We start from the raw sequence: 22756 nt of genomic DNA, 5'->3' as shown, positions 1-22756 counted from the left end.
AAACACTCTCTTCGTATTTTAAACGGGCAGCAATCTGTTCCGGAGACCACTGATGCTCTAAGAATAACGACTTTACCTTTTGGAAAAGGACGGTATCGTCTAACTTCTTTCGAGGACGACATACTTTTCTTCTAGTGGCATAAAGTGCCTGTGCGTCACAAGGTAAATAACTTCCTTGTAAAGAGTTTCTCTTTATCTCACGGCAAATTGAGGATTTGTTGCGTCCTAACTTTGTTGCGATTTCAGATTGATTTAGGCCAATATCCATATAATGCTTTAGCGACTCACGCTCTTTTAGTGTAAAATGAAAATAGTGATTCATCGTTCCTACTGGTTGATTGGTTTTCGTCGACATAATTTTACCAGAAAACGGTGAATCATTTTTTGTTGCACTTAGATTGTAAATTCAAGGTTGAAAAAGAAAATTGTCGAGGAATATTTATCCGGGAAGTCAAGTTACCGTGACTTGGCAATGAAATACCAAAATGAAAATCTGTTCTTAGACTATGGGTGAATAATTACAGACATTTTGGCGATGAAGGGTTAATGCGCACTAGAAATAAAACAGTGATCGAATCAAAGAAAAGTTAGGAGGCTTGAGTCCAAAGCAATACCGTGAACAGATGCAATCTGCATAGAACAAATGTTATGTAAAACAAAATCGAGCAAGCGAAATGCTTACTCGATTAAGTCCAACTTTATGGGGTCACTTTATAGTGCTCCGACCTTTTTTCTACAGGTAATTAAAGCTGCTGGTAACCTCGCTGAACTAGTTTTTCTAAGCGCTTAAGCAGTATCGCCACTTTTTTTGACCGCTTTTTTAGCTTCTTCCATCCACTGTGTTAGAGCTGTCATAGCAGAGATTTTTTGATGAGATAGAACGGTAAAGCCTTCTTCTAAAATATAAGCGGTACGAATAGCATCGCTCGTTTTAAACAAGATGGCGACAACGAACTTTTCATCTTCTGTTAAGTTCTTTGTCGGTTTCTTTAAAAGACTGTGGCTCTTTTTAAACTACTTTCTCTCCGTTACCGTCATTAGTTTTTGCTCCGGGTTCGTCACATTTTCAAACACCCAATGGATACTTTATAACCCATAATGCTCCGACATTTTATATCTTAGAGAATCATTTAACGGCTAGGCGTACCTTTATCTAGTCTTTCTTTTGATCGATCATTAAGTTCCAAATATCGTGAGTAGTTATCATGAATTTTATGAAGGTTTGCCACAGAAGCCTTTAAACGACGATTATCGTTATAGAGGTCCGTTAGCTCAGACTTTAATTTTAAATCCGTTAAATAGCCTCCTGTAAGCTCTTTGATCTCTTTAATTCGATCATTGTTTTCCTTCTGAATGTTGTTGTTGAAATTAATTACTGCTGTAATTTCTGAGAAACTATTAATGCCATGTTTTTTTAAGAGCAGATAGTTCTCGTTCATCATCGTCATATTTCTCATTAAGATCTCATTCTGATTAAGACCTTTTTCAAAACGAATCATGCGTACATCTTCTTGACCGATTGTTTTATGCTGAATGTTAAAACTGATCATTTCTTTGGTATAGTCCGTTCCAAAAGTGGTAGGGTGTATAAGCGTAAATTCTTCATCGCTTGAATGTTTCAGGTAGAGTTCGCCACGGTACTCCTTGAAATCATATTGTTTCTTCTTCATCTCGTTTAAAAATTCGTCGTAAGATGAAGCATATTTTATAGCTGACTCCATAGCATATTTTGTTCGATTGATGACTTTATAATCGACGAATTGTTGTTTATAAACATCGATGTCGGCTTCGCGATATACAGCTTGTATTTGTCCCATATGATATTTTTTACTGAGTCTAGCTTCCGGACAAGTAATAGTTCGAAGATTATCTTCGAGCATATAGACCTTTTCATCGGGATCATAACTGTAACCTAGAGAGTAAAAACGCTCCATAAAATCACGAAACGTCTTTTCTTCGCTGAGCATAGTATGAAGATCGTCCTGAATTTTTTGCTTTGTTTGCTTGATAAAATTAGGATCTTGCATATACATCTTCGGCTTGTTTTCAATTTGATTTTTTATTTCCACTTCTAGTTCGATGCGAGTTTGAATAGCCTCACGTGTGTAGTCTTTTCCGAGTGTTTGTTCCTTGCACCTTGTAAACTTTTGTTGTTCCGGGAATTTAACTTTTAAATACTTTCCGTTGTCATCATAAATAAGCCCAATGTCTTCGATTAATAAAAGAAAACTGTCATAGCTTGTTGCTTGTTCAATACATAGATCGATCCCGGATTGAATTTTTGCTTTCCATGACAGCCCTTTTTTTAAACACATATCCTCATAATATGACCTCGTGTTTCGAAGGTGGTCGTTTAGAAATTCTTTTTCTTTATCGGGATCAATAATGGATAGTCCGTGTTCTTTACAAATGTCATCATTAATTTGCCTAATAACAGGAATATCTTTTGTAATCTTATAGGCTTTAAAATCCGTCATTCGTATGTTATTAAAAAGAATGTGGTTATGAATACAGTTCGTATCGACGTGTGTTCCCACCACGTATTGATACTCACCTTTTAAAAAACGCTCGCAAAATTCCAAGGCTATTTCGTGTGCTTCTTCAGGAGATACTTCTCCCGGAGCAAAGGACTGTTTGAAGTGTCTTGCTAATACTTTCTTTTGTGGATTTGTATTCGTGTTCCAGATTTCTAAAAAATCTCTTTCTCCATAATCAATACTAGTGCCATACGCTGAAACTAAAATACTGTTTTCAGTTTTATAAGCGTCTGCAACATAATTAATTGCCTTCTGCAACGTGGACTTAATTGGCTTACCTTTTACAATAATAGCCATAACTTATGTCCTCTGAACATTAAACGTCTTACATAGGAAATGAAGATTGGTACGAATATCTTCCAATTGGTTTTTAATTTCTAAAATATCATTAATGTCATCTTGGTAAATTGAGTTGGTAGAATTTATTCTTCGAGCAATTTGATTTATATTATTTCCAATCTGGGAGAGAGAAACGTGCATAGCATTTAGCTGACCGTCATTTAGTCGGACATTAATTATTTTACGATGGCGGAGTAGGTGGATAATAAAATCATTGCGATTAGTAAATCGACTTTTTTCAAAAAGGGTTTCGAAGAATTCTTTTTCTTCAGAAGTAAATCTTAAAAGCATCTGCTGATCTCGGTATCTTTTTTCACTCATAGCTTAAATTCCTTTCATAAAAATAGTTTAATAAGGGTTCGGGATTATCCCATAAATTTTGAAAATCCAAAATTTATTTCGGGGGTTTGGGGAACTCCTCAACAAGCCTTGGAGATTTATTTTTTCAAAATGGATATCCAAGGTACTCGCTTGCTATGTTACAAGAATTGTAACTTACAAGGACTCGTCACCTATTGAAAATAGGCAAAGAGTCCTTGTAAATAATCTTGCTCCATAGGTACTCTTATAATTGTAAATTCAGATCACTAATGTCTGCGTATTCTTTTGTGTGAAAAAAGGTAAATTTAGATTACTTTGATTATATCAAATATTAGTGAGGAATAGAAAAAGCCAACGACTGAAAATATATTTTCCAATCATTGGCTTCAGACTCATGAGAAAAAATAGACTATCTTTCTAAATTATTTTGTTCACGTGTATCTTCGTCTTTTGAAGCTTGAAGTTTTCCTTGAGCTCGTTTTTTCATTTCGTCGTAAGAGGGGAGTTGCTTTTCTTTTAACTCTACTCCGCTAATCCCCTTATCGTAAATCATTTCTTTAAGTTTACCTTTTTGATCTGTGGAATAGAAATCGCTCAAGAGAGTATTAAACTCCAAAATATCTTTTTCAGAAATGGTTAAAATTCCATTGCCATGTGAAATAAGATCTTTGTTAGCAATAAGGGAAGCGGTTCGTTTATTACCGTCCCAGAAAAGTTGAGCCTTCATCATCCAAAGCATTCGTTCGATCGCTCTTTCCGTCGTATTATCTATTTCCTCAAAAGATGATAGTTTGATTTTAGCTTCGTTTTCTTTCGGGATAGGAGGTACGTAATCTGTCCCACCAATACCAACACGACCTGTCCGGAGTTCTCCCCATGCAAGAGCTTCATCTTTTGCTATTTCATAATGAAGGTCTTTAATAAAATCAAGAGTGATAGGTTCTTCGATGTTTTTTAAAAGAAATTGCCATGCGTGTTTTAAATTTAGAATGGTACTGACGGTAGAAATATCTACATTCTGCATTTTAGCTTTTTCAAGAATGGTATATGTTTCTGGAAAGGTAACATTTAAACCTTCGAGTCTGGCACTATTATAAATGCTGTCCACTAAATTGCGTTTGGCAAAAGCAATATTTTGTGGAACTGTCATATTAAATTTATTGTTCATTCAAAACCTCCGAAGCAAACAGAGAAAAGTCTATAAAGGAATTTCAGTAGAATCATCTTTCAAAGAAGCGAGATTTTTCTATCTGTAATTCAATCTCATAATCCTTAATAGTTTTTTCTTCCTCTTCACAAATCAAAAATAAAAACTTTTCAAGGTTCTGATCTATAGCGTACTGATCGAGGCTTTCGTAATATTCAGCTCGTTTCTCTGTAGAGATATTAATGGGTAAGAAATCATCTGCCATTAAGATATAATTCATAAGCAATCGTGCTGTTCTACCATTGCCATCAGAGAAAGGATGAATTTTTACAAACTCTGCATGTACCCATGCAGCTAGTTCTAACGTTGATAAGTCTTTCTTTCGAGTTGCATACTGTACTATAAAATATGACATCTCATTTCTGACTTCCGTCCAATCGATAGGAATGAAAGAAGCACCGGAGATTCGTACATTGGTTTGACGATAAATACCTCCGGGAAAAATATTTTCCGTAATGATCTGGTGGAGGTCTTTGATTAATTCTTCTGTGAATTCTCTATTTTCTAGAATAGATTTTTTTACATACTCAAAAGCTTTTTGATGATTAATTACTTCATAGAGTTCTCTTAATTTCTTTCCTCCTATTGTAATTTGATCTATTAGAAGGGTTTTGACTTCAAAAATTGAAAGTGTATTTCCTTCCATTTTTGTAGATTCATGAGCGAATCGAACAGCAAAATCTTCCTCGTAACTATTTAAAAAATGCTTTGAAATAGTTTGTATGTTTTGATTTAAATGTCTTTTTCTGATTTCTAATTCTTGAAGTTTATTCTTCATATATTCTCACTCCTTACAGTTTATATTGAATTGTCATTATATGCTCTTTTGTATTCTGCTCAGATATCATTCTAAATTCTATCACAAACATTGAATATCTGAATAAAATTGAGTAGCAATGACCTGCAAAAAATTTCAGAAAGCTTTTTATTTCTGAATTCATAGTTTGGCTTGAAAACAGAAAACTATCTTATTGTTTATCGTTGCACATTGGTTGCACACTATTTATCTCGAATGTCTATATCATGCGGTTTGTATGCCTATATCCCAGAATCCCGCCTCCGGCACCAAGATAAAACAGCCTGATTGCAGTTGCAGTCGGGCTGTTTTTTTGTGTAGTTCTATATAAACTTGTTCGATTACTTGTGAAGAAATAAAAAGATTGAGTATTATTTTTTCTATTATATAATGAAATTATCATATCAATCAGGAGGTAGAAGATGAAAAAGGTGTTAGCAGTTGCTCTGTTGGGCGCTCTTTTATGCGTACCCTCGTCTGCCATGGCGGCGAAACCGACGACGCAAACTTTTGTCGTCAATAATCGAGTGGTGGATTGTGTAGCCTACAATATTGGCGGCTACAATTATTTTAAACTACGAGATGTTGTGAAAGGCTTGAGTGACACGGGCGATAGGATTAATGTTCGTTACGATAAGGATGCGCGCGTTGTCGAAGTCGTTCCTGGCGAAGATTATGTGTCCTCTCCTGCAGAAGAGGGAATCACAAAGGCTATAGAAGTTCCCGATGCGCAAGTGATCATGGGTCATGCAAAGGTGAAGATCAATGGTGTTGTTCGAGAAGTGGAAAGCTGTAATATTTCCGGCTACAATTTTTTAAAAATAAGAAGTTTGGGAGAAGTGCTGTCCAAAGAAGTGGGCTACGATAATGTAAAACGTGCGGTACATATCGGCGTATATGATGCCGCTAAAGTCAATGTGGTGGCAAAGCCTGCGGCACCTCAACCGAAACCTGCGGCGACGGCAGGGGGAAATGTTTCGGTCACGAGTCAAACCGTGGCGGGCGTGCGATTGAATATCGTCACGGTTCCCAACGATCCCAATTTAGAATTCAGCGTGGAAAAGGGAAATAATCGATTAGTCGGCGCCGAACCTTTCGGCTCAATTTTAAAACGGACGCAACCATTGGTAGCAGTCAACGGTAATTTCTTCGATGCCTACCGCACCTTCGTGCCTTATGGGAATATTGTAAGTAAAGGACAAGTCATTCAGGGAATCGGCAACGACGGCGCTTTCGTTCGTACATCCTCCGGGAAAAATATTATCGGTCAGCCGACGGTAATCCATTCCTTCGATACGGGTCACGGCAAATTCAGCGCATGGTATACCAATGCCGGTTTAAATGACAAGACGGGCATCGCCGTATTTAATTCGTATTACGGAAATGCCGTGAAGCTTCCGCAAGGAACGCATTTCATCGTCATAAACGGTAAGGTAACTTCTTCCGGCAGTGGCGGCAATGTAGGAATTCCTCAAAACGGTTATGTGATTTTCTTTGCGGCCAATGCCATGAAACCGGCAGATATTTCGCGGGTTATAAAGGTCGGCGATTCCATTCAAGATACGATCCGATTGGGTCAAGAACCACGTCTTGCCGGCGAAACGGTCGACGCGCTCGTGGCGGCAGGACCCATGCTTGTAAAGGGCGGAAAAAATGTAGCGGCTACAGCGGCGTCGAATTATGAAGGCAAGATTCGCAATCAAAACGCCGGGCGCTCCGCCATCGGCGTAAAGGCCGACGGAACTATTGTCATCGTTACCGGGAAAGCTACGGTTGTGAATATGGCCAATGCTATGATTCAGCTGGGCTGCGTGGAAGCGACGAATTTAGACGGCGGCGCATCGTCCGCTCTATACGCCAACGGAAGAGTGATTACATCTCCCGGGCGTAATCTTAATACGGTGTTGACCATTAGAAAATAATATTTGGATTAGAAAAAGGCAGAGAGCATATATTCTCTGCCTTTTTCAATTTGAAATAAATTATTTTTAAGATCAGTTAGTTTGGCAAATGATCTATTGCATATTTTGCTTGAACCTCGGTATATTGATCTCCATAACTTGAAATCAATTGATCATAAATCCCCCTCGAGGACATATGCATTTCATTTCTGTATGTCATTGCAGCGCGTAAAGCGTTTTTGTTCCAATCCGTTGTAACATGGTCCACTGCATATTGCGCCGCATCGGCTGGGAATTTTTCTCCATAATCGGATGTTAACTGATCGAATAAGCCTTGCTTAGAAAAAGGCATAAATTGGAGATATTCTTGAGCCTTTTTAAGAGCTACACTGTACTCTCTCGTAACTTTTTTCTTAGGAATAGATGGTTTTTTAGGTGCTGTGTATCCGTTTCCTACAATGACAGTTCTATTTATGGCGTCCCAATCAACTTTCAGTTTATATGCCTCTGCAATGAAACGAATAGGGACCATAGTTCTTCCGTTTATAATGGAAGGTGCAGCTTCTAGATTATAATAGAGCGATCCGGTTTTAGCTGATTCGTTCGCTGGTTTTAGAACTTTCTTATCACCTACTGTTAATAATAAAGCATTGGAAAAATCAGGTGCTCCATTTATTTCTCCATAGGTATAGACTGATCGAGTATCCGCTCTCCACTCCACCTTAATACCTAAGTTTTCTGAGATCACACGTAAGGGGACTAAGGTACGTCCATTTTCAATGACAGGCGGAACATCAGTTGAAACATATCTTCCATTAACCCACAGTTTAATTGCTTGTTGAGCATATGATGGAGTAGACATTGTAAAAAACAAGAGAAGAGTTAGAAAAAGTGGTAACAAAAAGTTTTTTTTCACGGGAACCCCCTAGATGTAAACGCTAGATAAATTGAGCATCTATTTTAAAGCGTAACTGCGCTGTGTTTTAAGGTAATAAAGATAATCATATTTTTCTTGTTTGATACTCTTTGGATATAGAAATCCATATTAAATTCAAACGTACTTTATTGAGAATATTGTATCAGAAAAAAGTATTCGTTTTCAAAATGTTTTAGGTAGATATTGCTTATTTAAAGTAAATCAGCAGCGATTGTTTTAAGCTTTTCTCAAGTCTTGTGTATAATAATGTAGAGGAGGAGCTATGAATCAGAATACTATGTTAATTATCGACGGGAGCAGTTTATTTTTTCGCGCTTTTTACGCGCTCCCTCTTTTAAAAACGAAACGGGGCCTCTACACGAATGCGGTTTACGGTTTCGTTTCCATGATGGAAAATGCCATTGAACAAATCAATCCCGATCATTTGCTCGTTTGTTTCGATCAAAAGGGCAGAACATTTAGACATAAACTTTACGACGAATATAAGGGTACTCGGCAAAAAACGCCGACGGAGCTGGATCAGCAGTGGCCCTATCTTATGGAAATTCTAAAGAGTATGCGGATTAAAACTGTCGATTCGCCGGAATATGAAGCGGACGATTTGGCAGGTACGGTGGCATCTCTTGCGAAGCAAGCAGGGCAAAAGGTCTATCTCCTCACGGGGGATAGGGATTATTTACAACTTGTCGACGAGAATGTATTTGCCCTTATGACGAAAAAAGGGATCACCAATCTCGAAGTTTATGATGTGGAACGCATTCAAAAAGAATATGGGCTCACCCCCAATCAGTTAATCGACTTGAAGGGCCTTATGGGCGACAGCAGCGACAATATTCCAGGTGTTCCCGGTATCGGTGAAAAGACGGGGATCCAGCTTTTAAAGGATTTTCATTCACTCGAAGGTGTTTACGATCACATCGAGGACATTACGGGCAAAAAGCGCAAAGAAAATCTGATCGAGTTTGAGCAACAGGCTTTTTTAAGTAAAAAGCTGGGCGAAATTATTACGAATATGCCCCTGGATTTCGAATTAGAAGATTTGAAGCGGAAAGAATACGATTTGGAAAGTCTCCGCGAACTTTACACCCGCTATGAATTTTTTACGCTTATGAAGCGCTTACCCGATGAAGACGGAGAAATCGAAGAGACGACTGTTGAAAGCTTAAGTGTCGTCTCTATGAAAGAAGCTTTAGAGGGCGTAAAAGGTGCGGATAAGGTCATGCTCCACGTCATCACCGATGAAAAGCCTTATCGAGACGGAAAGATTCTCTATCTCCTTCTTTCCGACCTTCAAAAAGGGAGTATCGTTAGAGAGCCCTCGGCTGAGGACTTCAAGGCGATGAAAGATCTTCTCGAAGATAAGGGGATCAGCATTTGCGGCATTGATTTAAAGGATTTATTCCTCTTTGCATTTGCCGACAACATGGAAATTACAGGCGTGGATTTCGACAGTGCCATTGCTGAGTATTTGCTGGACCCTGCGAAATCTAATTATGCGCCGTCTCATTTAATCGGGCTTTATGAAAATTACACCGTCACGCCTCCGGAGGAATTTTTAGGCAAGGGCAAGAATAAAAAATCGCCTCTCGAAATGGAAGAGGAAATGGTAAAGTATCTTTCTGAAATTCATGCCCATCTTCCTAAGGTAATGGGGTTGCAAGAGAAAAAGCTCAAAGACCTTAACATGTGGGATCTCTTTTCCACTATCGAAATGCCCTTGGTGGAAACCTTGGCGTCCATGGAATTTGAAGGCATGAATTGCGATGTTGCCGTACTCGAAGATATCGGAAACCATTTAACCGTGGAAATCGATGATCTGGAGAAAAAGATTTACGAATTAGCGGGGAGAGAATTTAATATTAATTCGCCGAAACAGCTTTCGGAAGTTTTATTTGAAGATTTAAAACTTACTCCCATAAAAAAGACAAAAACCGGCTACAGCACCAATCAGGAAGTTTTGGAAAAACTGAGCAATGATCACGAAATCGTGGATTTAATTTTGGATTATCGTCAGCTCACGAAAATTCAGTCCACTTATGTAGAAGGGCTGAAGGCGGAAATTACAGACGACGGAAAAATCCACTCCACATTCCAACAAACGGTGACGGCGACTGGGCGAATTTCATCGACCGAGCCGAATTTACAAAATATTCCCATTAAAACGGAAGTGGGTCGCTCCATTCGCAAGGCGTTTGTGGCTCAAAAAGATCACATGTTTATCGACGCCGACTATTCTCAAATCGAGCTGCGTATTCTCGCTCATGTGTCGAAAGATGATGTGATGCAGGCCGCCTTTAATGAGGGTGCCGACATTCACACCACCACCGCCTCCCAAGTATTCCATGTGGATAAAGAGGATGTAACGAAACTTATGCGCTCTCGAGCCAAGGCGGTAAACTTCGGCATTGTCTACGGCATTAGCGACTATGGGCTTTCTCAGGATTTAAATATTTCGAGAAAAGAAGCTAAGGAATACATCGACAACTATCTGCATAAATTTAGCGGCGTCCACCATTTTATGGAAGAGATTGTGGAAATCGGCAAAGAACAGGGCTATGTGGAAACTCTATTCCACCGCAGACGCTACATTCCCGAACTTAGCGCGAAGAATTTCAGCGTGCGTTCTTTCGGCGAGCGTATCGCCCTTAATATGCCCATTCAAGGTACGGCAGCGGACATGATCAAAAAAGCCATGGTGTCGGTTTATTTCAAATTAAAAGAAAAAAATCTGAAGTCTAAGCTTTTGCTACAGGTTCACGACGAACTGATATTGGAATCGCCGGCCGAGGAATTGGAAAGCGTCAAACAGCTCTTAGTGGAAACTATGGAAGCGGCATTGCCCCTTTCCATTCCGGTGCGAGTAGATGTTGAAACAGGAGACAATTGGTATGAGTCTAAATAAAATTGGTATTACGGGCACGATCGGATCGGGGAAGAGCGTCCTGTCCGCCTACTTGCTGGGCTGGGATTATATGGTGATCGATGCCGACGAGGTAGGCCGCTATTTAGTGGAGCCGGGAAGCGAACTATTAAATAAAATCGACGAGGCTTTTGCAGAAACTGTCCTAGAAGAGGACGGAAGCTTAAATCGTGAAAAACTCGGGGAAATTATTTTCGCCGACGAAAAAAAACGCGAGAAACTCAACAGCATCATGCACCCCGCCATTGTGAAAAGCATTTTGCAGATGCTCGACGATCGTAAAGGAACGATTTTTATTGAAATGCCCTTGCTCTTCGAAAATCGCAAGGCATTGGAAGAAGAAGGCCTCCGTTTCGATGAAGTTTGGCTCGTCGATGCGGATCCCGATGTGCGCATTAAGCGTTTAATGGCGCGGGATAAAATCGATGAAGCGTATGCCAAACAAAAAATAGCCAGCCAAATGCCTGCTGAAGAAAAACGTGCCCTCGCCGATAAAATTTTCGAAAACTCCGGTGATTTAATGGCGCTTTACGCTCAGGTAGACAAGGCTCTCGAGGAGTTGCGCGGTGAAGAAGTCTAATATTTTCGTTCTCCTTTTGGCGGCCCTTCTCCTTACATCCTGCGGCATAGTACCGGGTTCGGGAAAAGTAATCGAAGAAAAAGGTGCGGCAACCGATACAGACGGAGGAACGCTCACCGTGCCCCTTACGAATTTCGATACGCTGAACCCCCTTCTTACAAACAATAACTCATACTATCAGTTAAGTAACTTGCTCTACGATCGCCTCTTCGCCTACGAGGGGAGTGGCCGATTGGTGCCCTCTTTAGTGGAGCACGTTGAGACTTCCGACGAAGGCAAGCGTATAAGCCTTACGATAAAAAAGGATATTTACTGGGAAGACGGCACGCCCCTCACGACGAAAGACATTGCCGAGACCTTTGAGGCGGTAAAAAAATGTCCCGACGGCACCACTTATAAAGATGCCATGCGGCGCATTATGGGCACTTCCAATATTGAAGGAGCCGCTCGCGCCATCGTATTCGACGATCGCAACATCGATTTTGAATTCGACAAAAGTTACGGCAATTATATGGAGCTTCTTTCCTTTCCTATTTTGCCCGCCCATATTTACGGGGAAGAGGGGATGCTGGAAAAAGATGATTTTAAAGTCGTCGCCTCCGGCCCTTTCACATTGAAAAAATGGGATAAGAATAAGCGCCTTTATTTAGAGAAAAATCAAAATTATTACGGCAGTTTGCCTTATATCGACGAAATCGTGGGTATTATTTTCTCCGACGACAAGGCCATTCAACAGGCTTACGACGCGGGGCAGGTTGATCTGTGTGCCATCGACGACTATACGTGGGATCGCTTCCGTAGCGATAAAAAGAGCAAGGTGGAATCCTTCGAAACACAAAATCTCGAAGTGTTGGCGTTTAATACGTCGGATCCTCTTTTACAAGACGTGGATCTGCGGCGCGCCATCGATTACAGCGTGAATAAAGAACGGATAATCGACAGTCTCTATCTTTCTCAAGGCACCATCGCCACCTTTTTCATTAATCCGAAACTTTCCAGTGGCTTGTTTACGCGGGAAGAATCCTATTTAAGTGTCGATACCGCCGTCAGCATTTTAGAAAAAGGCGGATACCGCGATATCGACGGCGACGGCTACCGGGAAAACAAAGATGGCGGGTCCTTGGTGCTTCATATTCTCGCCAATCCTTTAAACCACCGCATGCAAACCGAAGCTCAAATGATCGCCGATGACTTGAAAAAAGTCGGGCTGAAAGCGCGCCTGCAAACTGTGGGAACGGAAACTCCGGAAGAAGGTAAAGAGGAAGAAGGAAAGACGAAACAAACAAAGGACCTGGCCTCGTCATTAAAAAGCGGAAGTTACCAAATGGCGGTTCTCGGAATGGATTTTTCAGCCGTCGCCGATTTACATGCCGTGCTGGGATCTTCCGGCAGTATGAATATTAGCCGTTACGGCAATGAAAAAATGAACGAACTCTTAAAGGAGCTGAGGGAAGAACAAGATCCCGAAAACCAAAAAGAGCTTATCGACAAGGTTTATAAAATCTTCCGCAAGGACGTGCCCTATGTTCCCATCGTCTTTAAACAAAATGTTCTCGTCTGCGGACCCAACATAAAAGGACTTATGCGACCCAACGCCTATTCCATTTATAACGGCATCGACGACATCTCTGTCATAAGGAAAGAAACGCATAAGAATACAACTAAAAAGTAGGAGGGGAATCTTTTTAGATTCCTCTTTTACATTTTAAGAAATTCATGTATAATAAAAAGCACCTCAAAAAACGAAGAGGTTTGTAATATGGTGTTAAAAAACAATTTACAAATCATTCGGATTATGTTATCATGAATAACTGTTGAGCGGAGATGCTGGAATCGGCAGACAGGCATGTTTGAGGGGCATGTGTGAGTCATCACGTGAGGGTTCAAGTCCCTTTCTCCGCACCAAATCAATCGATCCGAGAGGGTCGATTTTTTGTTTTCGTTTATAAGACGATAGATCTTCAATAAAGAGCGGAAACGGTCATCTTAAAAAAGGTTACATTCTATTGAACCTCCATATTGTTTACATGAAAAATTCTCTGTGCTATAATGATCGGGTACTCATTTGCGGGAATGCTGGAATTGGCAGACAGGCAAGATTCAGGATCTTGTGTGATTCGTCGCGTGAGGGTTCAAGTCCCTTTTCCCGCACCAGATAAGCCGTGCCGAAAGGTGCGGTTTTTTTTGTATCTCTATTTTTAAAAAGGGGTATAGTTTCAATAGGTGATAGTATGAATCGTGTAATCAAACGAATGATGGATTTAGTCGATAGAGGCAGTTTGGAAATGATACCCTGCGCGCCTTCGGCAGTTAGTTTGGCGGCGGCGAGGATTAAGGGGATTCCCGTCATCCTTTACGGTTTTGACGAAACGCGTCACGGCGGTGCATTCGGTATTTTTGAAGGGCGAGCCATTATGAAGGGCTTTCGATTGGCTGAAAGGGCGGAGGTTCCCCTAATTGGTCTCGTCGCTTCTGCAGGGGCCGATCTTATAGACGGTCAAGGCTCTCTATTGGCGGCGGCTGAAGTGTTTAAAGCCGGCCACGATGTCAAGGTGCCGCACTTCTTTTTATCGTACGGAGTGTGCATCGGTGCAAGTGCTTACTTAGCTTCCTTGGCGGATGTAGTATTTGCCGTTAAAGAAAAGTCCTATTTTTGTTTAACTGGACCTAAAATTGTCGAGGCGTCTATTTTTGAAAAAGCGAGTTTAAAAGAATTAGGCGACAGCGAGGAGTTTGCGGCCATAGGTGGATGCGATTTTTTAAAAGATTCGGAAGAAGAAATGGTAGAGGCGATGGGGAAGTTGCTTCTTTATATTAAGCGGGAGCGACGCTGTTTTAAAGAGCCGATAAAAATTCTTTCCGAGATTGATTCCTTCTCGATGGAGGATGTCATTCTCAGTTTGGCGGATAGAGATTCCCTTATGGAACTTTGGCAAACCTGGGCGCCGAATGTTCTGACGCTATTTGCCTATGTAGAAGGCCACCGCGTGGCGATCATCGCCAATCATCCGGCATATGCCGGCGGCGTCATCGACTCCGAAGGCGCCAATAAGATGGCGTCGTTTTACAGCCTATGCGAAAGATTCCGCCTGCCCGTCGTGAGTCTCGCCGATACGCCCGGGTTTTTACCGGGAACACAATCGGAAAGGGAAGGTATGCTTCTTTCCGGTGGGAAATTATTGAAAGCCTACATGAATCATCGTGCTCCGAAGCTAACGGTAGCCGTGGGAAAAGTTCTCGGCGGCTCCTATATGGCCATGGGTTCTCCCGCCATGGGAGCGAAAGCCTACCTTGCTTTTCCAAAAGCGCAAATCGGCGTTATGGCGCCTGAATTGGAATCTGAAATTTTGAAAATAGGAAGAACGGAGATCGGTGAAACCCATTTATCTTCCCCTTCGGCAAGAGAAAATGGTCTTGTCGACGAGATTATTCTTCCTTCAGAGCTTCGTCGCTACGTAAGGAGGACGATTTTATGAAATCGCCATTGCCCGGTCGCATTGAAGAAATAAGATTTAAAAATGGTGAACGAGTGGAGGAGGGGAGCGTGGTTTTAATTTTAGAAAGCATGAAAATGAGCATTCCTCTTTCCGCTGAGAAATCCGGTCGCATTCGTTACTTCGTCGAGGATCAGGAGGCTGTATTAAGAGGTGAAAAATTATTTATAATTGAAGCATAATTTATTTTAAAATAGCGATAACACGGTTATTCCCATAAGGATCGGGAATAGCCGTGTTATTTTATAATGTATAAAGAGAATAAAATTTAAAACCCTAAGCATTTCTTTCTTACATTTTTTCTAAATACTAGATTTTTAATACCGCTTTTGATAAGATAAATAAAGATGAAAGCTGAAAAGCCATGGAGAGGGGAACCAGCAGGTTCCTTTCTTCTTGTTGCAGGCAAAACGCTTGCACGGCGATTCGTTTTTTAAAATGCAAGGGGTGAAAGAATGGCAAAGACGAATCTCACTTTTTCTGTCGGCGGTGTTCATTTTGATGAACACAAAGAGCTGTCAGAAGGAGTCGCTATTGAAGTAATGCCTTCACCGAAAGTGGTTCGTATTCCAATGAGCCAACACATCGGTGCTCCGTGTAAACCTACGGTTTCTGTAGGCGATCACGTTTTGAGAGGGCAAATCGTCGGTAATTCCGACGCGTTTATTTCCGCGGCCGTACATAGCAGTGTATCGGGTGAAGTCGTATCGATTGAAAAAGGATATGCTGCCAACGGTATGTTTACGGATATGGTCGTTATCGAAAATGATGGAAAAGATGAATTAGATCCTTCCATTAAACCGATTGAAAACTACGAAGATTTAACTATCGATGATCTCGTATCTTTAGTAAAGAACGCGGGTATCGTCGGCATGGGCGGCGCCGGATTCCCGTTACACGCTAAGCTGAAAAGTGACGATCCGGCATTGGATGTTGTCATCTTAAACGGTGCGGAATGTGAACCGTTCTTAACATGCGACCACCGCTTAATGCTCGAACAAGCTGATGAATTATTTGATTCTCTCAAATTATTCCAAGACCTTTACAAGACCGACGAAGCTTATTTGGCAATCGAAGAAAATAAACCCGATGCCATCCAAAAAGCGAACGAAATGGTCGCTACGAAATACCCGACGCTCAAGGTTGCCACGATGCAAACCAAATACCCTCAAGGGGATTCCAAGCGTCAATCGGAAGCTGTTTGCGGACGTATTGTACCTCAAAACGGCGTTACAAACGATGTCGGTGTGTTCTTGACCAATGTTCAAACATCGAAAGCTTTTTACGATTTAATCCGTAGAGGCATGCCTTCTATCGAGCGGATTTTAACCGTTTCCGGATCCGGCATTGAAAAGCCGAAGAACCTACTCGTTCGTGTCGGTACACCGGTTCAAGATATTCTCGATTTCTGCGGTGTGAAAGACAATGTCGTCGAATTTATTTGCGGCGGCCCGATGACAGGGAAGTCCATTTTCGACTTTACTGCACCGATTACCAAGACCACATCCGGTATTTTAGCCTTTACCGATGTTGAAATCGACGATGCAAAAGAAGGTCCCTGTATTCAATGCGGTCGCTGCGTAGATCATTGCCCGGCTAATATTAACCCGACGCGGATCAATGCTTCGATTCTTCGCAATCGCATCGATCTTTGCCAAGAGTACCATGCCGATCAATGTATGGAATGCGGTATCTGTTCTTTCGTTTGCCCGGCAAAACGTTATTTAAGCGAATCCGTAAAACTCGCTAAACGCGAAGTTCGTGCCAACGCTCGTAAATAGTAGGAGGTCAAGATGGATAACAAGGTTACAACCAAATCTCCTAGTTTACAAGGAGATGGACGCTTCGTACAATTAGCGCCTCATATTCGTTCCAATGAATCTGTAACGAAGATTATGCGCGATGTCATCATCGCCCTCGCGCCGGCAGTTGTTGCCAGTGTGTATTTCTTCGGTATGAATGCACTTATTATTTATTTAATCAGTGTGGTCTGCTGTGTAGGCAGTGAATTTATTTACCAAAAACTGGCCGGAAAAGAAAGCCAAATCGGCGACCTTTCGTCGATCGTTACCGGTCTTTTACTCGCCATGAACATGCCGGCAGGCGTGCCCTGGTATGTTCCCGCGATTTCGTCGGTCTTTGCGATTATTATCGTTAAAGAAGCATTTGGCGGTATCGGCGGCAACTTTGTAAACCCCGCATTAGCAGGTCGTGCCATGGCGATGCTTTCCTGGCCGCAAATTATGGCGACCTACACCGTACCCGGCGTCGACGCCGCTTCGGCTGCAACGCCTTTAACGATTATTAAAGCCGGAAAGGATCTTGCATCCTTACCTTCTTTACAAGATATGTTCATCGGAAATATCGGCGGTGTTATTGGGGAAACCTCGGCGCTCTTATTATTAATTGGTGCTTGCTACTTATTAATCCGCAAAGTCATCGACTGGAAGATCCCCGTGATTTACATTCTTACGACGATCGTCTTCCTGTTCGTTTTCGGCATTAAGGCTGACATCATTCCCTATGAGGTTTTAGGCGGCGGCTTAATGTTAGGTGCCCTCTTCATGGCGACAGATTACAGCTCGACGCCTCAAGGCACAAAGGGTAAGATTATTTTCGCTATCGGCTGTGGTCTTATCACGGCACTTATCCGCACAAAAGGTAATATGGCGGAAGGCGTATCCTACTCTATTCTTCTTATGAACGTAGCCAGCCCGTTGATTGAACGTTTAACCAAAACGGAAGCATATGGGGAGGCAAAGTAAATGGCAAATTATTTTAAGACAGGCCTTGTCCTTTTGGTCATTTCTGCAGTGGCCGCCGGACTTTTAGCCGTTGTAAATGGTTTTACAGCAGAAGTTATTGCTAAAGCTGAATTCGAAAAATCCGTTGCAGCTTATCAAGAAATCTATGGCGACAAGGCCGATACCTTTGAACCCATCGACGAAGCTAAAAAAGCTGCTCTTGTGGAAAAATACAAAGAGATTCAAGATGTTTTCGTCGCTAAGAAGGGCGATGAAATCGTAGGATATGGTATTAACCATACGGCAAAGGGCTATGGCGGTTCGATGACCAATGCCATCGGCCTACTCAATGACGGCACCATCGCAGGCTTCAGAAATATTCAAAACTCCGAAACCCCCGGTATCGGTACCCAAATTACAGAACCCGCTTATTTCAAAGGGTTTGAAGGTAAGTCCTTTAAAAACGGCGAAGTCAAGGGTAATAAAGAACCCTCTGCAGAAGATGAAATCCCCTTGATTTCAGGCGCCACCGTTTCGTCGACCGGCGTTCTTAAAGGGGTCAATTCCATCCTTCCCGCCTATAAAGAAATTAGTGGAAAGTAGGAGGTAAGTCATGGGTTTAGGAAAAGTATTTTCTAATAGTATCTTTAAAAACAATCCGATCTTTATGCAAATGATCGGCTTGTGTTCGGTTCTTGCAATCAGTACATCGGTTACATCGGCTATTGCCATGGGTGTCGCCGTTACCTTTGTATTAATTTGCTCCAACGCAGTTGTTAGTATCTTAAGAAAAATCATTCCCAGCAATGTTCGTATTCCGGCGTTTATCGTCGTTATTGCAACGTTCGTAACGCTCGTCGAAATGGTTTTACACGCTTATAGTCCCGCAATCTATAACGCTTTAGGTATCTTCCTTCCCTTAATCGTAGTTAACTGCTGTATCTTAGGGGAAGCAGAAGGTTTCGCTTATCAAAACAAACTGATTCCGTCCATCGTCGACGGCCTCGGTACCGGTATCGGTTATCTTCTCGCCATGTTGTCCATGGCCGTTGTAAGAGAGCTGTTCGGTCACGGTACCTTGCTCGACAAGCAAATCTTCCCCGAAGCCTATCCCGGTATCGGCATTTTAACATCGCCTGCCGGTGCATTTATCCTTTTAGGCTTATTGATTGCTGCCTATCGTGCGATTATGGCAAAAAGAGCGTAGGGGGTAGAGCATGTCAACAATTATTACAATTCTTTTATCGACTATTCTGGTTAACAACTACATCTTCGCAAAGTTCTTGGGGATTTGTCCTTTCTTAGGCGTTTCCTCGAAAACCGAAACCGCTACGGGCATGGGCGTCGCCGTTACATTCGTCGTCGTCATTGCTTCGGCTGTTACCTGGTTATTGCAACGCTTCGTCTTAGATGTCTTTGGACTTGGCTACTTACAAACAATCGTCTTTATCCTGGTTATTGCATCCCTGGTACAGTTTGTAGAGATGTTCATTAAGAAATCATCTCCCTCCCTTTACTCCGCAATGGGCGTTTTCTTACCTTTGATTACGACAAACTGTATGGTACTCGGTGTAACCGTTTTGAACATTCAAAGTGAATTCAATCTCTTTGAAACTGTTATTAATGGTTTAGGCGCCTCCATCGGCTTTACATTAGCACTTCTTTTACTGAGTGCTCTTCGTGAACGTATGGAAATCATGCCTATTCCGAAGCCGCTGCAAGGTGTTCCCATCGCGCTCATTAGCGCCGGTTTAATGGCTATTGCCTTTATGGGATTCCAAGGATTAGTTTAGGAGGCGTTTGTCGTGGATGTACAAAACGTAATATATGCTGTCGTTATCCTCGGAGTCTTAGGCTTGTTGCTCGGCGTCGTGTTAGCCTTTGCAAGTAAAGTTTTCCATGTGGAAATGGACCCGAGAGTGATTCAAGTTCTCGATGCACTTCCCGGCGCCAACTGTGGTGCCTGCGGTTTCCCCGGTTGTGAAGGGATGGCCAACGCCATCGTCGCAGGGGATGCTCCCGTTAACGGATGTGCCATCGGTGGTCAAGAAACAGCCGAAGCTGTTGGCGAAATTATGGGCCAATCAGCTGACGGTGTGGAAAAACAAGTTGCCGTGGTTCGCTGCCAAGGTGACTGCGATCATTCGAAAAACAAATACGAATACAACGGTCTCGTAGACTGCCGTTTAATCGGCGATTACGCTCAGGGATCGAAAGGTTGCTCCTCCGGCTGCCTCGGTGGCGGAACCTGTGTAAGCGTATGTGAATTCGATGCGATCCACGTTCGCAACGGTATTGCCTTTGTGGACAAGGAAAAATGCGTAGCTTGTAAAAAATGTATCGACATCTGTCCGAAACATATTATCGGCTTAATGCCTTACAAGCAAAAAACAGAAGTCAAATGTTCTACGCACGATGCAGGTAAAGTGGTTCGTACCAATTGCAGCATCGGTTGTATCGCTTGCGGTCTCTGTGAACGCAACTGCCCGAAAGATGCTATTCACGTAAACGATAATCTTGCGAAGATCGATTACGAAAAATGTATCAACTGCGGTATCTGTGCATCTAAGTGCCCCACCGGCGCAATTTACACGGAATACCCCGAACGGGTTGAAAAAATGAAAGAAAAGGATCGCCAAAAGAAAGCGGAAGCGGCTGCAGCTAAAAAAGCTGAGGCTGCCAAAGCTCAAGCGGAAAAAGAAAAAATTGTCGCTGCCGACAGTGACAAATAGAATCTCTTAAAAATCAAAAGGAACGGTGTGCTGCATCGTTCCTTTTTTTCATGGCTACAATTTTTCTATGGTATAATATATGGTTGATAAAGGGGGAATTATGAATCGTACAGATGTGTTGATCGGCCTCGTTGTAATACTTATTGCGGCAGGTGTAGGGGCTTGGCAATTTATTCCGAAAAAAGAATCGAGCAAGACGTATATCAGCGTACAAATCGACGGTAAAGAAACGAAACGAATTCCCATGACACCTGAAAATTATGGGAAAGATTTTGTATTTCATTCCCACGGTGGCACCAATATTCTGCGGATCAGTGAAAAAGGCTGCACCATGAAAGAAGCGGATTGCCCCGACGGTATTTGCATGCGTATGGCGCCAATTAAAACGCCGGGGGAAATGATCGTCTGCCTTCCGCATCGAATCATTGCCGAGGTGAAAAGCGACGATACGCCGAAAATGGATATATTGTTAAAGTAAGAGGTTATCATGACGATTAAAAAACAAGTTTTCTTAGGTCTTCTTTTGGCTATCGCCGTGGCGGTAGGGTATATGGAAACGATGATTCCTTTGCCTATTGCCATGCCCGGTGCACGCCTTGGATTATCGAACACCATTATTTTAACTACTATCGTCGTATTCGGACCAAGGGAAGGATTTACCATCGCCCTTTTAAAAAGCTTTATGTTGCTTTTAGTAACGGGAGCGGTTACCGGTTTCTTTTACAGCTTTTCAGGATCGTTGCTTTCTTGCGTGGCCATGATTCTGGCTTACCGCTACATTAAATCGGCGACGCTCATCGGCATAAGCTTTATTGGTTCCTTTTTCCACAATGTGGGGCAGGTGGCGACGGCCATTATCATGGTAAACAACATGGGGCTTTTGGCATATTTGCCATTGCTTTTGTTACTCGGACTTTTTACAGGATATTTTGTCGGGCTCACGGCGATTATGGTGAGTCGCCACTTAATCGATATGGGGGTTACATCGTGAAACTTATATTGGCATCTACATCGCCACGTCGAAAAGCATTGCTTAAAGAAGCCGGTATCGATTTTGAAACTGCTTCGCCGACCTTTGATGAATTATCGCTTCGGCGTTCTTCCCCTGAAATTTACGTCATGCAATTGAGCTACCAAAAAGCCATGAGTGTGGAGCGTAAAGAGGGAGATGTGGTTCTCGCAAGCGACACGGTCGTGGTGCTGGACGATGATATTTTAGGAAAGCCGAAGGATCGAAAGGATGCGGAGCGTATGCTCCATCGTCTAAAGGGAAGAGAGCATCATGTTCTGACCGGTTACGCCATTTTAGGCAAGGAAAAGTACGTAGATTACGATGTGGCGAGCGTTCATTTTGAAGATTTTTCAGAGGAGCAGCTTAAAGCTTATCTCGATAAAAACACTTTCGGAGATAAAGCGGGGGCTTACGGTTTTCAAGAGGTGGAGTCCTTTGAAATCACCGTCGAGGGCGATCCCCATACGGTGGTGGGTTTGCCGGTGGCGGCGGTTCTTGAACATTTAAAGGGGGAAGGTATTGGAAAATAATCAAAATCTGCGCAAACCTCTGTCTGCCTGTGATCAATCCATGCTTCCCGAAGAAAAACTCATGACTTACGGCCCTGAGAAATTGAGCGATAGTGAGTTATTGGCACTTTTTCTAAGAACGGGAACGTACGGCATTACCGCCATCGAAGTGGCGCAAAATATAATCGATACACTGAGCAATCAAAATCCCGGTCGAAGCGGGCTATCCAGTTTACTTGCGGGAACCTATGACGATTTTGTCTCCATTAAAGGAATCGGAAAGAGTAAAGCTGCCCGCCTCGTGGGCATGGTTGAGCTCGCCAGGCGTATGCGCTTAAAATCGTCGGAAAGCGATATGTTTACCTCGCCGAAATCGATATATGATTTTGTCGCGCCGCAATTTGTCGGCCTTCAACACGAAGAATTTCACGTTATCGGCCTCAATGTAAAGAAACAGCTTCATTATATGGAGCGAATTTCAAAAGGCACACTGGATTACACGGTGGTTCACCCTAGAGATGTTTTTCAAGGCGCAATTGCAAAAAAATGCCATTCGATTATTCTCGTACATAATCATCCGGCGGGAAATCCCGCCCCTTCCCACGAGGACATTCGTCTCACAAAGCGCCTTACTCAAGCAGGGGATATTTTAGGCGTCAAAGTAAATGATCATATTATCGTCGGCGACGGCAGTTTTTATAGTTTTTTAGAAAGTGGAGCGTTGTAG

General features: G+C 42.3%; 22 protein-coding genes, 2 tRNA genes and 2 pseudogenes. 19 read left to right on the top strand and 7 right to left on the bottom strand.

Annotated elements, in window-relative coordinates:
* On the bottom strand, nucleotides 1-322 hold a 322-nt coding region (locus HMPREF1863_RS09000), incomplete at its 3' end, for a helix-turn-helix domain-containing protein (RefSeq protein WP_198142741.1).
* Between the two features lie 244 nt (nucleotides 323-566).
* Here HMPREF1863_RS09000 and HMPREF1863_RS09510 point away from each other — a divergent pair.
* Nucleotides 567-638 (top strand): annotated as a pseudogene (locus HMPREF1863_RS09510) (IS3 family transposase); the annotation flags it as partial.
* Between the two features lie 148 nt (nucleotides 639-786).
* Here the strand turns inward: HMPREF1863_RS09510 and HMPREF1863_RS09165 are convergent.
* The 5 genes and pseudogenes from HMPREF1863_RS09165 to HMPREF1863_RS08225 form a co-directional block, all read right to left on the bottom strand.
* Nucleotides 787-1002, bottom strand: a pseudogene (locus HMPREF1863_RS09165) (transposase); the annotation flags it as partial.
* A gap of 128 nt (nucleotides 1003-1130) precedes the next feature.
* On the bottom strand, nucleotides 1131-2834 hold the full coding sequence (locus HMPREF1863_RS08240; protein ID WP_068369890.1) for a relaxase/mobilization nuclease domain-containing protein: 1704 nt from the start codon (nucleotides 2832-2834) through the stop codon (nucleotides 1131-1133).
* 3 nt (nucleotides 2835-2837) lie between these two features.
* Nucleotides 2838-3197, bottom strand: coding sequence for a plasmid mobilization relaxosome protein MobC (gene mobC / locus HMPREF1863_RS08235; protein WP_068369887.1), 360 nt, complete (start codon nucleotides 3195-3197; stop codon nucleotides 2838-2840).
* 409 nt (nucleotides 3198-3606) lie between these two features.
* On the bottom strand, nucleotides 3607-4365 hold the full coding sequence (locus HMPREF1863_RS08230; RefSeq protein ID WP_068369884.1) for a Fic family protein: 759 nt from the start codon (nucleotides 4363-4365) through the stop codon (nucleotides 3607-3609).
* Between the two features lie 52 nt (nucleotides 4366-4417).
* Nucleotides 4418-5182, bottom strand: a complete 765-nt coding sequence (locus tag HMPREF1863_RS08225; protein WP_068369881.1) for a Fic family protein — start codon at nucleotides 5180-5182, stop codon at nucleotides 4418-4420.
* Between the two features lie 440 nt (nucleotides 5183-5622).
* Between HMPREF1863_RS08225 and HMPREF1863_RS08220 the strand changes: the two genes are divergently transcribed.
* Nucleotides 5623-7122 (top strand): phosphodiester glycosidase family protein, encoded by a 1500-nt coding sequence (locus HMPREF1863_RS08220; protein ID WP_068369877.1) that lies wholly within the window; start codon nucleotides 5623-5625, stop codon nucleotides 7120-7122.
* 76 nt (nucleotides 7123-7198) lie between these two features.
* Here HMPREF1863_RS08220 and HMPREF1863_RS08215 read toward each other — a convergent pair whose 3' ends face one another.
* A complete protein-coding gene (locus tag HMPREF1863_RS08215; RefSeq protein WP_068369874.1) occupies nucleotides 7199-8017 on the bottom strand; it encodes an Ltp family lipoprotein in 819 nt (272 codons plus the stop codon).
* A 283-nt stretch (nucleotides 8018-8300) separates the two neighbouring features.
* Between HMPREF1863_RS08215 and polA the strand changes: the two genes are divergently transcribed.
* The 17 genes from polA (at nucleotide 8301) to radC (ending at nucleotide 22756) form a co-directional block, all read left to right on the top strand.
* On the top strand, nucleotides 8301-10940 hold the full coding sequence (gene polA, locus HMPREF1863_RS08210) for a DNA polymerase I (RefSeq protein ID WP_068369871.1): 2640 nt from the start codon (nucleotides 8301-8303) through the stop codon (nucleotides 10938-10940).
* Nucleotides 10927-11538 (top strand): dephospho-CoA kinase, encoded by a 612-nt coding sequence (gene coaE, locus HMPREF1863_RS08205; protein WP_068369868.1) that lies wholly within the window; start codon nucleotides 10927-10929, stop codon nucleotides 11536-11538. Before polA ends, coaE begins: the two co-directional genes overlap by 14 nt.
* Nucleotides 11525-13210, top strand: a complete 1686-nt coding sequence (locus HMPREF1863_RS08200; protein WP_068369864.1) for an ABC transporter substrate-binding protein — start codon at nucleotides 11525-11527, stop codon at nucleotides 13208-13210. The genes coaE and HMPREF1863_RS08200 overlap by 14 nt, the downstream gene beginning before the upstream one ends.
* 146 nt (nucleotides 13211-13356) lie before the next feature.
* A tRNA-Leu gene (locus HMPREF1863_RS08195) sits at nucleotides 13357-13443 on the top strand.
* Between the two features lie 162 nt (nucleotides 13444-13605).
* Nucleotides 13606-13692: transfer RNA gene (locus HMPREF1863_RS08190), tRNA-Leu, on the top strand.
* 77 nt (nucleotides 13693-13769) lie between these two features.
* Entirely contained in the window at nucleotides 13770-15014 is a 1245-nt protein-coding gene (locus tag HMPREF1863_RS08185; RefSeq protein ID WP_068369860.1) for a carboxyl transferase domain-containing protein, read from the top strand.
* Nucleotides 15011-15214: an acyl-CoA carboxylase biotin carboxyl carrier protein subunit gene (locus HMPREF1863_RS08180; RefSeq protein WP_068369858.1), complete on the top strand. Its 204-nt coding sequence runs from the start codon at nucleotides 15011-15013 to the stop codon at nucleotides 15212-15214. Before HMPREF1863_RS08185 ends, HMPREF1863_RS08180 begins: the two co-directional genes overlap by 4 nt.
* Nucleotides 15215-15487: 273 nt before the next feature.
* Nucleotides 15488-16813, top strand: coding sequence for an electron transport complex subunit RsxC (gene rsxC, locus HMPREF1863_RS08175; protein WP_068369854.1), 1326 nt, complete (start codon nucleotides 15488-15490; stop codon nucleotides 16811-16813).
* A gap of 12 nt (nucleotides 16814-16825) precedes the next feature.
* Nucleotides 16826-17797: an RnfABCDGE type electron transport complex subunit D gene (locus HMPREF1863_RS08170; protein ID WP_068369850.1), complete on the top strand. Its 972-nt coding sequence runs from the start codon at nucleotides 16826-16828 to the stop codon at nucleotides 17795-17797.
* A complete protein-coding gene (locus tag HMPREF1863_RS08165) occupies nucleotides 17798-18379 on the top strand; it encodes an RnfABCDGE type electron transport complex subunit G (RefSeq protein WP_068369847.1) in 582 nt (193 codons plus the stop codon). It begins immediately after the preceding gene.
* Between the two features lie 10 nt (nucleotides 18380-18389).
* Nucleotides 18390-18983 (top strand): electron transport complex subunit RsxE, encoded by a 594-nt coding sequence (rsxE, locus tag HMPREF1863_RS08160; RefSeq protein ID WP_068369844.1) that lies wholly within the window; start codon nucleotides 18390-18392, stop codon nucleotides 18981-18983.
* Between the two features lie 10 nt (nucleotides 18984-18993).
* Entirely contained in the window at nucleotides 18994-19569 is a 576-nt protein-coding gene (rsxA, locus tag HMPREF1863_RS08155; protein ID WP_068369840.1) for an electron transport complex subunit RsxA, read from the top strand.
* Nucleotides 19570-19581: 12 nt separating this feature from the next.
* Nucleotides 19582-20508 carry an RnfABCDGE type electron transport complex subunit B gene (locus tag HMPREF1863_RS08150; protein WP_068369837.1) on the top strand — a complete coding sequence of 309 codons (927 nt, stop codon included), beginning with the start codon at nucleotides 19582-19584 and terminating at the stop codon, nucleotides 20506-20508.
* 100 nt (nucleotides 20509-20608) lie between these two features.
* Nucleotides 20609-20986: a NusG domain II-containing protein gene (locus tag HMPREF1863_RS08145; RefSeq protein ID WP_068369834.1), complete on the top strand. Its 378-nt coding sequence runs from the start codon at nucleotides 20609-20611 to the stop codon at nucleotides 20984-20986.
* Between the two features lie 9 nt (nucleotides 20987-20995).
* Nucleotides 20996-21499, top strand: a complete 504-nt coding sequence (locus HMPREF1863_RS08140) for a Gx transporter family protein (RefSeq protein ID WP_068369831.1) — start codon at nucleotides 20996-20998, stop codon at nucleotides 21497-21499.
* Nucleotides 21496-22050, top strand: a complete 555-nt coding sequence (locus tag HMPREF1863_RS08135) for a Maf family protein (RefSeq protein WP_068369828.1) — start codon at nucleotides 21496-21498, stop codon at nucleotides 22048-22050. The genes HMPREF1863_RS08140 and HMPREF1863_RS08135 overlap by 4 nt, the downstream gene beginning before the upstream one ends.
* Nucleotides 22040-22756, top strand: a complete 717-nt coding sequence (gene radC / locus HMPREF1863_RS08130; protein WP_068369824.1) for a RadC family protein — start codon at nucleotides 22040-22042, stop codon at nucleotides 22754-22756. The genes HMPREF1863_RS08135 and radC overlap by 11 nt, the downstream gene beginning before the upstream one ends.

This window comes from Aedoeadaptatus coxii (assembly GCF_001553115.1).
GTDB classification, from domain to species: Bacteria; Bacillota; Clostridia; order Tissierellales; family Peptoniphilaceae; genus Aedoeadaptatus; species Aedoeadaptatus coxii.
The sequence above is the reverse complement of the archived record's forward strand: the minus strand, read 5'-3'. Positions and strand labels throughout refer to the sequence as shown.

Coding starts and splice junctions, on each gene's coding strand:
- HMPREF1863_RS08170 (WP_068369850.1), top strand. CDS start 16,826: ATGGATAACAAGGTTACAACCAAATCTCCTAGTTTACAAGGAGATGGA.
- rsxA (WP_068369840.1), top strand. CDS start 18,994: ATGTCAACAATTATTACAATTCTTTTATCGACTATTCTGGTTAACAAC.
- HMPREF1863_RS08165 (WP_068369847.1), top strand. CDS start 17,798: ATGGCAAATTATTTTAAGACAGGCCTTGTCCTTTTGGTCATTTCTGCA.
- HMPREF1863_RS08225 (WP_068369881.1), bottom strand. CDS start 5,182: ATGAAGAATAAACTTCAAGAATTAGAAATCAGAAAAAGACATTTAAAT.
- HMPREF1863_RS08145 (WP_068369834.1), top strand. CDS start 20,609: ATGAATCGTACAGATGTGTTGATCGGCCTCGTTGTAATACTTATTGCG.
- rsxE (WP_068369844.1), top strand. CDS start 18,390: ATGGGTTTAGGAAAAGTATTTTCTAATAGTATCTTTAAAAACAATCCG.
- mobC (WP_068369887.1), bottom strand. CDS start 3,197: ATGAGTGAAAAAAGATACCGAGATCAGCAGATGCTTTTAAGATTTACT.
- HMPREF1863_RS08185 (WP_068369860.1), top strand. CDS start 13,770: ATGAATCGTGTAATCAAACGAATGATGGATTTAGTCGATAGAGGCAGT.
- HMPREF1863_RS08140 (WP_068369831.1), top strand. CDS start 20,996: ATGACGATTAAAAAACAAGTTTTCTTAGGTCTTCTTTTGGCTATCGCC.
- coaE (WP_068369868.1), top strand. CDS start 10,927: ATGAGTCTAAATAAAATTGGTATTACGGGCACGATCGGATCGGGGAAG.
- rsxC (WP_068369854.1), top strand. CDS start 15,488: ATGGCAAAGACGAATCTCACTTTTTCTGTCGGCGGTGTTCATTTTGAT.
- HMPREF1863_RS08180 (WP_068369858.1), top strand. CDS start 15,011: ATGAAATCGCCATTGCCCGGTCGCATTGAAGAAATAAGATTTAAAAAT.
- HMPREF1863_RS08220 (WP_068369877.1), top strand. CDS start 5,623: ATGAAAAAGGTGTTAGCAGTTGCTCTGTTGGGCGCTCTTTTATGCGTA.
- polA (WP_068369871.1), top strand. CDS start 8,301: ATGAATCAGAATACTATGTTAATTATCGACGGGAGCAGTTTATTTTTT.
- HMPREF1863_RS08230 (WP_068369884.1), bottom strand. CDS start 4,365: ATGAACAATAAATTTAATATGACAGTTCCACAAAATATTGCTTTTGCC.
- HMPREF1863_RS08240 (WP_068369890.1), bottom strand. CDS start 2,834: ATGGCTATTATTGTAAAAGGTAAGCCAATTAAGTCCACGTTGCAGAAG.